The organism is Pseudomonas sp. R15(2017) (assembly GCF_002112685.1).
Taxonomy (GTDB): domain Bacteria; phylum Pseudomonadota; class Gammaproteobacteria; order Pseudomonadales; family Pseudomonadaceae; genus Aquipseudomonas; species Aquipseudomonas glycinae.
This window is the reverse complement of record NZ_NEII01000009.1, coordinates 122,078-136,280: the sequence shown is the minus strand read 5'-3', so window position 1 is coordinate 136,280 and position 14,203 is coordinate 122,078. Positions and strand designations below refer to the sequence as shown.

The following is a 14,203-nucleotide window of genomic DNA, read 5'->3' as shown; positions in this document are numbered from 1 at the left end:
TCATGAATATGCATGTTCCAGCTTCAAAACCAGCGGCAGCTGCCAAGTCGGCTGAAGCTCCGAAAACCGCGATCAGCGCCCTGTGGCGCCCGGCGCTGGTGCAAGCGTTCGTCAAGCTCGACCCGCGCCAGTTGCAGCGCTCGCCAGTGATGCTGGTGGTCGAACTGACAGCGATCCTGACCACCGTGCTGTGCTTCATTCCCGACAGCAGCGTGCCGACCTTCGTTGCGGCGCAAATCGCCCTGTGGCTGTGGTTCACCGTGCTGTTCGCCAACTTCGCCGAAGCGCTGGCCGAAGGTCGCGGCAAGGCTCGCGCCGACAGCCTCAAGGCTGGCAGCGAAGGCCTGAGCGCCCGACGCAAACTCGCCAACGGCAGCTTCCAGGTCGTGCCAGCCACCAGCCTGCGCAAGGGTGATGTGGTGCGCGTCGAAGCGGGGGAGATGATCCCCGGTGACGGCGAGGTCATCGAAGGCATCGCGGCGGTCAACGAAGCGGCGATCACCGGTGAATCGGCGCCAGTGATTCGCGAGTCCGGTGGCGACCGTTCCGCCGTCACCGGCAACACCCGGCTGGTGTCCGACTGGCTGCTGGTGAAGATCACCGCCAATCCTGGCGAATCGACACTGGATCGGATGATTGCGCTGGTCGAAGGCGCAAAGCGCCAGAAGACCCCGAACGAAGTGGCGCTGGACATCCTGCTGATCGGCCTGACCCTGATCTTCCTGCTGGTGGTCGTGACCTTGCAACCGTTCGCCCACTTCGCCAACGGCAGCCTGCCGCTGGTGTTCCTGGTGGCGTTATTGGTCACGCTGATTCCGACCACCATTGGTGGTCTGCTGTCGGCGATCGGGATTGCCGGGATGGATCGGCTGGTGCGCCTGAACGTGATCGCCAAGTCCGGTCGCGCGGTGGAAGCGGCGGGTGACGTGCACGTGTTGCTGCTGGACAAGACCGGCACCATCACGTTCGGTAACCGTCGTTGCAGTGCGGTATATGCCGCGCCGGGTGTGAACGCCCGTGAGCTGGCCGAAGGCGCGCTGTTCGCCTCGCTGGCTGACGAAACCGCTGAAGGCAAGTCCATCGTCGAGTACCTGCGCGGCTCCAATCCGCAGCCGGAACCTTCGCCGGAAACCCTGACTGCCGTGCCGTTCAGCGCGGAAACCCGCTTGTCCGGTGTCGACTACCAGGGCCGTGTGTTCCGCAAGGGCGCGGTGGATTCGCTGCTGGCCTTCCTTGGTCAGCAACGCAAGGATCTGGCCCCGGCGCTGTCCCGGGAAATCGACAAGATCGCCCAGAGCGGCGGCACCCCGTTGCTGGTTTGTGCCGACGGCAAATTGCTCGGTGCGATTCATCTGAAAGACGTGGTCAAGCCAGGCATCCGCGAGCGTTTCGCCGAGCTGCGCAAACTGGGGATTCGCACGGTGATGGTGACTGGCGACAACCCGCTGACCGCTGCCGCGATTGCCGCTGAAGCGGGCGTCGACGACGTACTGGCCGAAGCCACACCGGAGAAGAAACTGGCGCGCATCCGTCACGAGCAGAACGACGGTCGTCTGGTCGCGATGTGTGGTGACGGCGCCAACGACGCCCCGGCGCTGGCCCAGGCTGACGTCGGCATGGCGATGAACGACGGCACACAAGCCGCGCGTGAGGCGGCCAACATGGTCGACCTCGACAGCGACCCGACCAAGCTGCTGGACGTGGTGCAGATCGGCAAGGAATTGCTGGTGACCCGTGGCGCGCTGACGACCTTTTCCATCGCCAACGACGTGGCCAAGTATTTCGCGATCCTGCCGGCCCTGTTTGCCGCGATCTACCCGCAGCTCGGCGTGCTGAACATCATGCAGTTAAGCAGTCCGCAGAGCGCGATCCTGTCGGCCATCGTCTTTAACGCTTTGATCATCGTGGTGCTGATTCCGTTGGCCCTGCGTGGTGTGCGGGTGCAGGCAGCGAGCGCGGCGGCGCTGCTGCGTCGCAATCTGCTGATCTATGGCCTGGGCGGGATTCTGGTGCCGTTCGTGGGGATCAAGGCGATCGACATGCTGTTGACGGCGTTGCATCTGGTTTGAACCTGAACAGCGGTGTGCCGGGCACACCGCTTCAAGCACGAATTCGAGGATTTTGAAATGTCCACACTGTTACGTCCGGCCCTGAGCCTGCTGGTGCTGATGACCCTGGTGACCGGCGTTGCCTATCCGCTGGTAGTCACGGGCGTCGCGCAAGTCGCCTTCCCCGAGCAGGCCAACGGCAGCCTGGTGCGCGATGCCGAAGGCAAAGTGCGCGGCTCGTCGCTGATCGCTCAGGATTTTGTCGGCGATGCCTGGTTCCATCCGCGTCCATCGGCCGGTGCTTTTGCCACCGTGTCGAGCAGTGCGAGCAACCTGTCGCCAAGCAATCCGGCGCTGGCCACTCGGGTGATCGATGACGCCAACAAACTGCAGGTGCCCGGCCAGGGCCCGGTGCCGCTGGCGCTGTTGACCACCTCCGGCAGCGGTCTCGATCCGCACTTGCCACCGGCGGCGATTGCCTATCAACTGGCGCGTGTCGCGGCCGCGCGCAATGTGCCGGTGGCGACCTTGCAGCAACTGCTGGACGCGCACATCGAACAGCCGCTGGTGGGCCCGCCGGTGGTGAATGTGCTGGCGCTGAACATGGCGCTGGAAAAGCTCTGAGTCGGTGGCGCGGCCAATCGCTGGCAAGCCAGCTCCCACAGGAGCACGCATTCCCCATGTGGGAGCTGGCTTGCCAGCGATGACGGCAGTCCAGGCAATACACAAACATCAGGAAGAGAGCTTCAAGCATGAGTGACTCCGGCCGCGCCGACGCGCTGTTAGCAGAACTGCCCCGCGACGGACGCGGCCGGCTCAAGGTTTTTCTCGGCGCAGCGCCAGGCGTGGGCAAGACCTATGCGATGCTGCAGGCCGCCCACAGCCAGCTGCGCCAAGGCGTGAAAGTCATCGCCGGGGTGGTCGAAACCCACGGCCGCGCCGAAACCGAAGCGCTGCTCGGCGGCCTGCCGCAATTGCCGCTGGTGCGCTCGGAATATCGCGGCGTGACGCTCGAAGAAATGGACCTCGACGGCCTGCTCGCCGCCAGGCCGAAACTGGTGCTGGTCGACGAACTCGCCCACAGCAATGCTCCCGGCAGCCGTCACGCCAAACGCTGGCAGGATATTCAGGAACTGCTCGCCGCCGGCATCGACGTCTACACCACGGTCAACGTCCAGCACCTGGAAAGCCTCAACGATCAGGTGCGCGGCATCACCGGCGTGCAGGTGCGCGAAACCCTTCCGGACTGGGTACTGCAGGAAGCCTACGAACTGCTGCTGATCGACCTGCCACCGCGGGAACTGCTTGAGCGTCTGCGCGAAGGCAAGGTCTACGTGCCCGAGCAGGCGCGGGCGGCGATCGATGCATTTTTCACCCAGACCAACCTCACGGCGCTGCGCGAACTGGCGATGCAGACCGCTGCCGCGCAGGTCGATAACGATCTCGCTCAAGGCTATCGCCAGCTCGGTCAGGCGGCGCCAGCGGTGCGCGGGCGCTTGCTGGTCGGGGTCGACGGCGATGCCCAGGCCGAACGGCTGGTGCGCCATGCCAGCCGGGTCGCCCAGCGTCGGCATTTGCCGTGGAGTCTGGTGCACGTCGACAACGGCAGCGTGCGCGACGAGCAATCGCGCCTGCGCCTGCAAAGCGCCCAGCAACTGGCCGAACGCCTCGGCGGCGAGGTGGTGTTGCTGCGGGCCGGCGAAGTGGCGAAAACCCTGATCCAGCATGCCGCTGAACGGCGGGCGAGTCTGGTGCTGGTCGGCCAGTCGCGACCGCGCCTGCGCAGGCGTCTGTTCGGTGGAGGGCTGGCGGCGCGCTTGCTGCGTCAGGCCCACGGTCTGGAAATCAACGTGCTGGACAGCGATCAGCAACAGCATCAACCGCGCCCGCGTTCAGCACCGACGCTGGTGTGGTTCGACTATGCGCTGGCGCTGGTCGCCACGGTATTGGCCAGTGCGCTGGCGTGGGCGGTGTCCAGCGTGCTGCCGTTGCCGAACATCTCGCTGGTGTTTCTGGCGGCGGTGTTGCTGGTGGCGGTGCGCAGCAGTCTCGGCCCGGCGCTGGCCTGTGCGGCGCTGTCGTTTCTGACCTATGACTTTCTGTTCATCCCGCCGAATTTCTCCTTCAGCATCCAGCGCGAAGAAGACGTGCTGACCTTGCTGTTCTTCCTGCTGATGGCGGCGCTCACCGGCAACCTCGCGGCCCGCCAGCGCCGGCAATTACAGGCGTTGCGCGACACCCAGGAAGAGACCACCGAACTGCTCGACCTGTCGCGCAAACTCACTGCCGCCACTGACCGTCAGGCCGTGGTCAGCGCCGCCGCGCAGCACCTCAATGGCTGGAGCGATCTGCAACTGTGTCTGCTCAATCGCGACGGGCAGGGCGGCTGGAAAGTCGAAACCGGCGGCCCGCTGCAATTCACTGAATCCGAGCGCGCCGCCGCCGACTGGGCCTGGCAACACGATCAACCGGCAGGCATGGGCACCGGCACGCTGCCGTTCGGCCGCTGGTGGTGGTGGCCGCTGTCGGTGGAAGACGGACCGCTGGCGCTGCTCGGTGTGTGTGCCAAAGAGGGCCAGACCTTGAGCGGCCAGCGTCGTCGTTTGCTCACCGCGTTGAGCCAGCCGCTGGCTCAAGCTTTGGCCCGAGCACAACTGGCCGATGATCTGGAAGCCGCGCGCCTGCACGGCGAAACCGAGCAACTGCGCAGCGCCTTGCTGGCCTCGGTGTCCCACGATCTGCGCACGCCGCTGACCTCGATGCGCGGCAGCATCGACAGCCTGCTGGCCCTCGGCGAAGCGATCCCGCTGGAGGATCGCCGCGAATTGCTCGAAGGCACTCGCGATGAGGCCGAGCGTCTCGATCGCTACATCCAGAACCTGCTGGACATGACCCGTCTCGGCCACGGCGCCCTGAAGCTGGCGCGGGACTGGGTGTCGCCCGCAGACATCGTCGGCAGTGCGCTCAATCGTCTGCGGGCTGTGTTGTCGTCGTTGCAAGTGAGCACCGATGTACCGGCCGAGTTGCCGCTGTTGTACGTGCATGCCGCGTTGATCGAACAGGCGCTGGTGAACGTGCTGGAAAACGCCGCACGATTCTCGCCGTCCCACGGCCGTCTGCATCTGCGCGCCGGGGCGGATGACAGCGAGGTGTTTTTCTCGGTGAGCGATGAAGGGCCGGGGATTCCGGTCGATGAGCGGGCGAAGATTTTCGACATGTTCTACACCGCTGCCCGAGGTGATCGGGGCGGGCAGGGGACGGGGTTGGGGCTGGCGATCTGTCAGGGCATGGTCGGTGCCCACGGCGGGCGGATCAGTGTCGGCGACGGCATCGACGGGCGTGGCACCTGCATCACCCTGCACCTGCCGTTGCAGACGCAACCGGGGATGGACGGTGAAGCCTGATCCGCGCTGCGCTACTCTCTTGCCACTCTTTTGTGTTGATGTGAACTCATGAGCCAGACCGCGACCATTTTGGTCATCGATGACGAACCGCAGATCCGCAAGTTTCTGCGCATCAGCCTCGCTTCCCAGGGCTACAAAGTGCTGGAGGCCGGCACCGGCGCCGAGGGCCTGGCCCAGGCGGCGCTGAACAAACCGGACCTGCTGGTACTCGACCTCGGCCTGCCGGACATGGACGGCCAGCAAGTGCTGCGCGAGTTTCGCGAATGGGCCACGGCGCCGGTGCTGGTGCTGTCGGTGCGCGCCAGCGAAGGGCAGAAAGTCCAGGCACTGGATGGCGGCGCCAATGACTACGTGACCAAGCCGTTCGGCATTCAGGAATTTCTCGCCCGGGTACGCGCCTTGTTGCGTCAGGCACCTGCCGGAGAAGCGCAGCAGGCCGCGTTGAATTTCGGCCCGTTGACCGTGGACCTGGCGTATCGCCGGGTACTGCTCGACGGCGTCGAGGTCGCTCTGACCCGCAAGGAATACGCAGTGCTGGCGCAACTGGCGCGGCATCCGGGGCGGGTGATCACCCAGCAGCAATTGCTCAAGGACATCTGGGGCCCGACCCACACCGAGGACAGCCACTACTTGCGGATCGTGGTCGGGCATCTGCGGCAGAAACTGGCAGACGATCCAACCCGGCCCCGGTTTATCGTGACCGAGGCTGGCGTCGGTTATCGCTTGTTGAGCGAGAGCAGCCTTTAGTTCTGTTCGCTCTCAAAGCGGTCGAGGGTATCCCGGGCAATCTCGCGACCCAGCGCGATCAGTTCCGGCGCCTTGTAGAACTCGAAGAACCGGCACACTCGTTTCGGCACGTTGATCAGGATGTCCGGCGGATACCCGGCGATCTTGTACTGCGCCAGCGAGGTCTGCATCACCTCGAAACTCTGGTTGATCAGATCGAGCAATGAAGCCGGCCCGACGTTATCGACGATGAATGATCCAGTGGCGGATTTCGGTGCGCCGTCGCGCTCTGGCGCGGCGGCCGGTTGCTGGGCTTCCGGTTCAGCGCCTTCGACCCATGGATTGATCTCCGCCGCTTCGGCACGCAGCGCTTCCTGTTCCAGCATCAGCAGTTGCTCGGCCTGCTTGCGGCGGAACGGCATCTTTGAACCCAGCGAAGTGATCAGGCTGTCGAAGCGCGTACGGAACGCGGCAGGGCGCTGGATCACCGGCAGTTTGTAATGGCGCTGGTTGGTCGAGTTGAGATTGACCGCGATGATCAGATCGCAATGGCTCGACACCACCGGCACGATCGGCAACGGGTTGAGAATGCCGCCGTCCACCAGCATCCGGTTGCCCTGCATCACCGGGGTGAACAGGCTGGGAATCGCCGCCGAAGCTCGCATGGCCTGATGCAGGCAGCCTTCCTGGAACCAGATTTCCTGTTGGTTGGTGAGGTCGGCGGCTACGGCGGTGTAGGGAATGCGCAGGTCTTCGATGTTGATCTCGCCGACGATCTTGCGGATCTGGCCGAAGACTTTTTCGCCACGGATCGCACCGAGGCGGAAGCTGACGTCCACCAGGCGCAGCACGTCAAGATAATCCAGGCTTTCGATCCAGTTGCGATACTCGTCGAGCTTGCCGGCGGCGTAGATTCCGCCGACCACGGCCCCCATTGAACAGCCGGCAATACAACTGATGTCATAGCCCCGTCGTTCGATCTCTTCAATGACTCCGATATGGGCATAGCCCCGGGCGCCACCGGAGCCCAGCACCAGTGCGACACGCTTTTTCATCCAACTTCCTCCCGACAAGGTTGCACAATGCACCCATCGAGGGCCGGGCTTCAATCGGCGGGGTCGCTCGAGGCGGCGATGGCGTCGTTTTTTCGATACTTCATGACCCGTCGGCGTTATCTTTTGCAGTGCGGCGCAATGGCGGGGCACAAGGCACTTTTTCGCTGGCGCACCGTCTTACCTGCACGACTGTTGACCTATCTTTGAGGTGTGAGTGATGAAAGCCTGGATCTGTGTGCCGTTGATGGCGCTGGCATTGGCCGGTTGCGCCGGCAAGACCGCTTACCGCGACAGCTGCGGCAGTCAGCTCGACGCGGCGTGGCATGAACTGGATCTGGCCAAGGCCGAGGGTTTCGCCGGTACGGTCAGTTACTCCAAGGCGTTGTCGTTGCTGACAGCCGCCAAGACCCAGCAGCAATTCGAGGGATTCGAAGGCTGCACCAGGAAAGCCGAAAAAGCGCGTTTCTACATTCGCGAATCCCGCGCCGGGCGCTAAGCTGCTGACGTGGCGCAAGGGCAGGTCGCTTGCGCCGGCGCACACTCGTGCAAAGTCATTGAATTCTGGAGCAAGCGATGTCTGCGTTGGTTGGCCGGTTGGTGGCCCATGTCCTGAGCCTGGAAGTGCGGCTGCTGGCCTGTCAGGCGCGTCTGACCGCGCGGACCGACCCTGAAGCGCTGCACGACTTGCGCACTACCGTGCGGCGCTTGCGCAGTCTGTTGCGACCGTTGCGCGGCTTGCCCGGTGTCGAACAGTTGGAAAGCGCGGCGGCCAGCGTCGGACAACTGACCACGCCGTGGCGCGACCGCGAGGTGCTGGCGGCGTGGTTGATCAAGCATGATCAGCCCGAAGCTGCGCAACGGCGCATGGCGCAGATGGCCGAGGCTTATCCGACACTGGCGGCCAGTGCCGAAGTGGCGTCGCTGCTGATGATCCTCGATGCCTTTCCGCGTTTTCTGCGTGCGTCCCAGCGCCAGGGATTGCTCAAGCGCCTGGACAAGCGCATCGAAAAACGTCTGGGCAAACAATGGAAGAACCTCGACGTGGCACTGCACGACCCGGCCCACGACCGCCATCGCCTGCGCCTGCTGATCAAGCGCGTGCGTTACGGCATCGAGGCCTACCCAGAACTCGATCGTCTGCCGGAAGCTGCATTGCCCCGTTTGAAATCCGCGCAAGGCGCCCTCGGTGACTGGCACGATTGCTGGCAATGGCTGGCCCGCGCCGAACAGGAACCGGATCTGCAACCCTGCGTCGCCACCTGGCAGGCGACCATGATCCAGGCCGAAAGCAAGGCGGACCGGGTGCTGGAAAAACTCAGCGCAGCCTGCTTCAAGTCCTGAAACCCGCTGGCGCGCAGCAGCGCTGTCTTATCTGTCAGTCTCTTTGACCGGAATGGACGCTGCGCCGCTCTGCCGCGCTGGTTAAGATCCGGTCATTCCCTTTTTCGTATCCGAGGTTTCCATGCGCTTTTGCGATCTGATCGATGCTGTCCGTCGTCAACCGGAGGTCACGATTCCGGCGGAGTGGGGGCAGGGCCGGGCCAGTTTTGGCGGATTGGTGGCTGCGCTGCAATTTGAAGTGATGCGCACCCAAGTGCCGGCCGACCGGCCGGTGCGTTCGCTGGCGATCACCTTTGTCGGCCCGGTCGAGCCCGAAGTGCCGGTGAGCTTTCAAGTCGAGGTGCTGCGCGAAGGCAAAGCGGTCAGCCAGGTGCTGGGGCGCGCGGTGCAGAACGGTCAGGTGGTGACGATGGTGCAAGGCAGCTTCGGGGCTTCGCGGCCGTCGGAAGTGGCGGTGGAAGCCTATCCGGCGCCGGAGATGAAACACTGGGACGACTGCCAGGAACTGCCGTACATCAAAGGCGTAACCCCCGAGTTCATGCGTCATCTGGCGATGCGCTGGAGCGTTGGCGGGATGCCGTTCACCGGCAATCAATCGCGGCTGATGGGCGGCTGGGTGCGCCTGCGTGGGGATGTGAAGGAAGAGCCGGTCAACGAAGCGCACCTGCTGGCGCTGGTCGATGCCTGGCCACCCGCGCTGTTGCCGTATCTGAAGAAACCGGCACCGGGCAGCACGCTGACCTGGACCATCGAATTCGTTCAGCCGTTACGCGATTTGAGCACGCTGGATTTCTGCCAATACCTGGCGGACATCGAGTATGCGGCTGACGGTTACGGCCATGTCGCCGCCAAGCTGTGGAGCGCCGAGGGTGAACTGATTGCCATGAGTCGGCAGACGGTGACGATCTTCGCCTGACTCAATGGCGGCGATGGCGTTCACGCCAGGCGCGGAACCAGCCGCCACTGAGGAAGAACCGCGGAAACGTCAGGAACTGCTCGACCAGCAGACGCGAGACGGCGTCCTTGCGATCACTGAACGGCTCGGAGGCTTGCGCCTCCAGGCTGTGGCCGTGACGCTGCAGACCCAGCGCCGCGATGATGCCGATCACGCCGATCGCCACGCTGGCCAGACTCAGGCTGAACACGCCCGAGACGATCAACAGAAACGCGACGATGAACAGCGGCACGGCAATCAGGTGCAGCACCAGATTGGTCGGGTGCTGATGGTTGTTCGGGTACGCGCGCCATTGCCACGCGGGAAGGTTGGGGTGACGTTTGCCCATGTTGCTGCTCCTCGATCCATGTTCGTTCGGTACATGGTTGAAGAATAGGCCGGGGCCGTGAGGGCGGCGAATCAAGGTTGGCTATTGAAGTGATAGGGACAATGGTCTTATTTGATGCTGTTTCTGCTGACGCCATCGCGGGCAAGCCCGCTCCCACACGGGATTGTGAACGCCGCTGAGTCTACTGTGGGAGCGGGCTTACCCGCGATGAGGCCCCTTAAAGTTTCAACTGCCCAATCGCCTTGTTGAGTTCCCCGGCCAGCGTCGCTAACTCGTTACTGGTGGTCGCCGAATCCACGGTCTGTTGCACGGTGTTTTCGGTCACGTCGCGAATGCTCACCACCGCGCGGTTCATCTCCTCGGCCACCTGACTTTGCTGTTCTGCCGCCACCGCAATTTGCGTGTTGCTCTCGCGCATTTGCGCTACCGCTCCGGTGATTTCCGCCAGCGCTTCACCGGCCTCCTGCGCCTGCTGCACGCAGTCGTCGGCCTTGTACGAACTCTCCTGCATGAAGTCCACCGCATCACGGGTGCCAGCCTGCAACGCCGAGACCATGGTGGTGATTTCATCGGTGGAGGTCTGCACACGTTTGGCGAGGTTGCGTACCTCGTCGGCGACTACCGCGAACCCGCGACCCATCTCCCCGGCACGGGCCGCTTCGATCGCGGCATTGAGTGCCAGCAAATTGGTCTGTTCGGCGATGCTGTGGATCACGCTGACCACGCCGTTGATCTTCTGGCTGTCCTCGGCCAGACGCTGGATCATCTCGGCGGTCTGCTGCACGCCGCTGGACAGGCCGGCAATCGAATGCTGGACGCGGGTCACCACTTGCTGGCCGCTGCCAGCCAGGCCATCGGCGGTCTGCGACAGATCGCGAGTGGCGCCGGCGTGCTGGGCGATGTGGTAGACGGTCGCGGTCATTTCGTTGATCGCCGTGGCGGCCTGATCGGTTTCACTTTGCTGGCCGAGCATGCCGTGACGGACTTCGTTCATGCTCGACGCCAGTCGCGCCGCGCCGACGTCCAGTTGTCGGGCAGTGTTGGCCACGGTGGTCACCACTCGCTGATAACCGGCCTGCATCGCATTGAACGCGTTGGCCATCTGACCGACTTCATCCTTGCAGGCCAGCGGCACCCGGGCGGCGAGGTCGCCGGTTTTCTCTACATGCAGCATCACGTCCTTGAGCGTGTTGAGCTGGCTGAGCAGGAAACGGATCAACAACTGTGAAGCGCCAAGCATCGCCAGCATCAGGATGAACACCGCCACCGCGTAGTTGGCGAAGCGCTCGCTGAAGACCTGGCTGAGGCTGGGGGCGTAGGCGATCACGGCGACCTGCTGGCCATCGGCACGGCTGAAGACTTCGGCGCCGAGCAGCGGATTTTCGCCGAACAACGGCAAGTGACTGATCTCGATCCAGCCGCTGCTGTCGGTAATCTCCAGTAGCGGCTGATCGTTGAGGCGCGGCGCTTCCCCGCGTTTGAAAGTCAGCACCTGATCGGATTTGGGCAGCGCCTGTCCGGCCGGCCAGGCTTTCAGCAATTGCGCCTGGGCCTGGGCCGCGGTTTGCGCGGCGTGGCTGCGGGCCTGTTGTTCGAGCTGTACGGCGTACAGCACCAGCAACAGGGTGGTGACAAAGGCGACCGCGTTGACCGCCCAGAATTTGTATTTCAGCGAGATATTGCTAAGCCAGGCACCCATGGAGGTCTTCTCTGATAGCGGAAACAGTTTTGGCAAGGTGCCATTATTGTGCCGCTACCCAGGTGCCCGGTTCTTGATGTGCATCAACAACCGATGCATCTGCCTCTTTCAGGGCAGGTCAGGTAAACCGTAGAACGCCCGTGCGCACGCGGTTGTGTGGGTGGCCAGGTCTGCTTCGGTCTCGCCTCGATGCAACGCCACTTCACGCAGCACTTCGGTCAGATATGCCGGTTCGTTGCGCCCGTTTTTCGGCTTTGGCCGCAGTGTGCGCGGCAGCAGATACGGCGCATCGCTTTCGAGCATCAGGCGACCGCGCTTGATCTCCTTCACCAGCGGATGCAAATGGGTGCCGCGACGCTCGTCGCAGATCCAGCCGGTGATGCCGATGTGCAGGTCCAGGTCGAGGTAACTGAACAGCGCTTTCTGTTCGCCGGTAAAGCAATGCACCACGGCGGCCGGCAACTGATCGCGGAAGTCACGGAGGATTTCCAGCAGGCGCTGGCTTGCATCACGTTCATGCAGGAACACCGGCAGTTGCAGTTCGGCAGCCAGCGCCAGATGCTCTTCGAGGACTTTTTCCTGCTGCGGGCGCGGCGAAAAATCACGGTTGAAATCCAGTCCGCATTCACCCACCGCCACCACGTTCGACTCCTGCAGCAGGCTGCGCAGACGCCGCGCGCTGTCGGCGTTCCAGTCACTGGCCGAATGCGGGTGAATGCCGGCGGTGGCAAACAGTCGCTGGCCGTCCGGATCCAGTTGCTGGCACAGTTCCAGCGCCTGTTCGCTGCCCTCGACGCTGGTGCCGGTCAGCACCAGTTGGCAGACCCCGGCAGCGTAGGCGCGATCGAGCACGGCCTGGTGTTTGTCGGCGAAACTGGGGTTGGTCAGGTTGACGCCGATATCGATGAGTTGCATGGTGCTACCTCGGGCCGAAGGCCGGAAAGCATATCAGAGCTGTAGATTTATAAGAAAAGCCAAGAACTACAACGGCTTATGGCTGTCTGTTGAGGCCGCGTGGCAGGCCGGGTTGGTAGAATTGCCATCACTGTGCCAGTCTCTCGCACTTTATCAGCGCTCCAGGCGCTCTGTTTTTGTCGGTGTTTTACGACCGCTCGGCGGTGAAAACGCCCCGTATTCTTTCCGGAGAGTGGATGGTTCGTCCCTCGGTTTTGCTCCTGCTGTGTGGTTCGCTGCTGCTGCCGATGACGGCGGTCGCGCGGCTGCCCGGACCGCTGCAAGCCGTGCCGGCGGCCAAGGTTCGCGACCTGACCGAAATCCGCAGCAGCCGCGTGCTGCGAGTGCTGGTCAACCAGAGCCGCAACAGCTCCGGCGAAGTCCAGGGCCAGGCCATCGGCATCGAATACCACCGGCTGCGCGCCTTCGAGCAATACCTCAATGGCCACGCCCGCGACGGCCAGGAAATCACCCTCAAGATCATCCCCAAAGCCAAGGATCAATTGCTCGGCGCGCTGCAGCGTGGCGAAGGCGATCTTGTGGCGCCGGGCGAACTGCTCGAGCTGCAACCGGGCCACGCGGTTGCCAGCAGCGAGCCGATCGCCAGCAACGTGCCGCTGGTGCTGGTCGGCATCAAGGGTGAAAAGCGCTACACCAAGGTCGAGCAACTGGCCGGCAAAACCCTGGCATTGCCCACCGGCAGTGCGGCGGGGGAGGCGGTCAGCCAGCTCAACCAGAAACTGGCGCTGCACAAACTGGCGCCGATCAAGATCGAATGGGTCGATCCGACGCTGGCGGTCGAGGATGTGCTGGAAATGGTTCAGGGCGGGATCTTCCACCTGACCATCGTCGAGCAACCGATTGCCGAGCGGTGGGGCAAGATCCTGCCCAAGCTGCGTTTCGACCGTCAGGTGATGATCAGCGAACCGGGCGAGGAATACTGGTTCGTGCGCCGTGATGCGTCGATGTTGCGGGCCAGCATCGACCGCTTCCTGATCGGCTACAAAAAGCCGTCGAACGAAGATGCAGCGTTTCTGCGGATCTACCGCCGTCTCTATCAAGTGCACTATCCGTTGGCCAAGGCTGACCGTCAGCGTCTGGAAAAACTGCGCCCGACCCTGCAGAAACACGCCGAAGCGCAAAACATGGACTGGCTCAACCTGGCGGCGCTGGCGTTCAAGGAGTCAGCACTGCAACCCGGCGCGCGCAGTGGCAGCGGCCCGACCGGGCTGATGCAGATCACCCCGTCGGCGGCACAGCGAGTCGGCGTCAACAATATCCAGAATCTCGATGCGAATGTGCAGGCCGGGGCCAAGTACCTGGCGATGATCCGCCGCAAGTTCTTCAACAGCCCCAAGCTCAACGAGCGTGAACGCATGGCGTTCACCCTGGCCGCTTACAACATCGGCCCGGAGCGGGTGCAGGGCATGCGTGCCGAGGCGCGGCGTCGCGGCCTGAATCCCAACCAGTGGTTCTTTCAGGTCGAGCGCATCGCCATGGAGCAGGTGGGAATGGGCGCCGTCAGCTATGTTAATAGCGTGAACAAGTATTACTTGGCGTTCGACCGGGAGCGGGAGTCGTTGGAGCCCGGGGGGCAGAAAGTTGTCTCACGTAAATGATCAAGTAAATTGATTGTTATGGCGGAATTTCTGCGCTTTTAACATGAAAATAACTGATTAATATAGCGGCCAAC

Annotated in this window: 12 protein-coding genes; 8 read left to right on the top strand and 4 right to left on the bottom strand. The window is 63.3% G+C overall.

From position 1 onward, the window contains the following. The first annotated feature begins 2 nt into the window (after positions 1–2). The 4 genes from kdpB (at position 3) to CAF77_RS19260 (ending at position 6,199) form a co-directional block, all read left to right on the top strand. Positions 3–2,069 (top strand): potassium-transporting ATPase subunit KdpB, encoded by a 2,067-nt coding sequence (gene kdpB / locus CAF77_RS19275; RefSeq protein WP_064383342.1) that lies wholly within the window; start codon positions 3–5, stop codon positions 2,067–2,069. Between the two features lie 57 nt (positions 2,070–2,126). After that, positions 2,127–2,672 carry a potassium-transporting ATPase subunit KdpC gene (gene kdpC, locus CAF77_RS19270; RefSeq protein ID WP_064383340.1) on the top strand — a complete coding sequence of 182 codons (546 nt, stop codon included), beginning with the start codon at positions 2,127–2,129 and terminating at the stop codon, positions 2,670–2,672. A 128-nt stretch (positions 2,673–2,800) separates the two neighbouring features. After that, positions 2,801–5,452, top strand: a complete 2,652-nt coding sequence (locus CAF77_RS19265; protein WP_064383339.1) for a sensor histidine kinase KdpD — start codon at positions 2,801–2,803, stop codon at positions 5,450–5,452. Positions 5,453–5,500: 48 nt separating this feature from the next. Further along, a complete protein-coding gene (locus tag CAF77_RS19260) occupies positions 5,501–6,199 on the top strand; it encodes a response regulator (RefSeq protein ID WP_039770498.1) in 699 nt (232 codons plus the stop codon). Here CAF77_RS19260 and CAF77_RS19255 read toward each other — a convergent pair. Continuing rightward, a complete protein-coding gene (locus CAF77_RS19255; RefSeq protein ID WP_085655146.1) occupies positions 6,196–7,233 on the bottom strand; it encodes a patatin-like phospholipase family protein in 1,038 nt (345 codons plus the stop codon). The two genes, CAF77_RS19260 and CAF77_RS19255, sit on opposite strands and share 4 nt — an antisense overlap. 217 nt (positions 7,234–7,450) lie before the next feature. Between CAF77_RS19255 and CAF77_RS19250 the strand changes: the two genes are divergently transcribed. The 3 genes from CAF77_RS19250 (at position 7,451) to CAF77_RS19240 (ending at position 9,490) form a co-directional block, all read left to right on the top strand. Beyond that, the gene (locus CAF77_RS19250; RefSeq protein WP_011335323.1) at positions 7,451–7,729 is read left to right on the top strand and encodes a hypothetical protein; all 279 of its coding nucleotides are present in this window, start codon (positions 7,451–7,453) and stop codon (positions 7,727–7,729) included. A gap of 77 nt (positions 7,730–7,806) precedes the next feature. Beyond that, complete coding sequence (locus tag CAF77_RS19245) at positions 7,807–8,574, top strand: CHAD domain-containing protein (RefSeq protein WP_064383335.1); 768 nt, start codon at positions 7,807–7,809, stop codon at positions 8,572–8,574. Positions 8,575–8,695: 121 nt separating this feature from the next. Continuing rightward, complete coding sequence (locus CAF77_RS19240) at positions 8,696–9,490, top strand: acyl-CoA thioesterase II (RefSeq protein ID WP_064383333.1); 795 nt, start codon at positions 8,696–8,698, stop codon at positions 9,488–9,490. 1 nt (position 9,491) lies between these two features. On the opposite strand, the gene CAF77_RS19235 is transcribed toward CAF77_RS19240, so the two are convergent. The 3 genes from CAF77_RS19235 to CAF77_RS19225 form a co-directional block, all read right to left on the bottom strand. Further along, positions 9,492–9,857, bottom strand: a complete 366-nt coding sequence (locus CAF77_RS19235) for an Mpo1-like protein (protein WP_007950951.1) — start codon at positions 9,855–9,857, stop codon at positions 9,492–9,494. Positions 9,858–10,074: 217 nt separating this feature from the next. Then, positions 10,075–11,556 carry a methyl-accepting chemotaxis protein gene (locus CAF77_RS19230; RefSeq protein WP_064383331.1) on the bottom strand — a complete coding sequence of 494 codons (1,482 nt, stop codon included), beginning with the start codon at positions 11,554–11,556 and terminating at the stop codon, positions 10,075–10,077. Positions 11,557–11,664: 108 nt separating this feature from the next. Next, positions 11,665–12,471 (bottom strand): TatD family hydrolase, encoded by an 807-nt coding sequence (locus CAF77_RS19225; RefSeq protein ID WP_064383329.1) that lies wholly within the window; start codon positions 12,469–12,471, stop codon positions 11,665–11,667. Between the two features lie 236 nt (positions 12,472–12,707). Between CAF77_RS19225 and CAF77_RS19220 the strand changes: the two genes are divergently transcribed. Beyond that, on the top strand, positions 12,708–14,129 hold the full coding sequence (locus CAF77_RS19220) for a transglycosylase SLT domain-containing protein (protein ID WP_064383327.1): 1,422 nt from the start codon (positions 12,708–12,710) through the stop codon (positions 14,127–14,129). Positions 14,130–14,203: the final 74 nt, after the last annotated feature.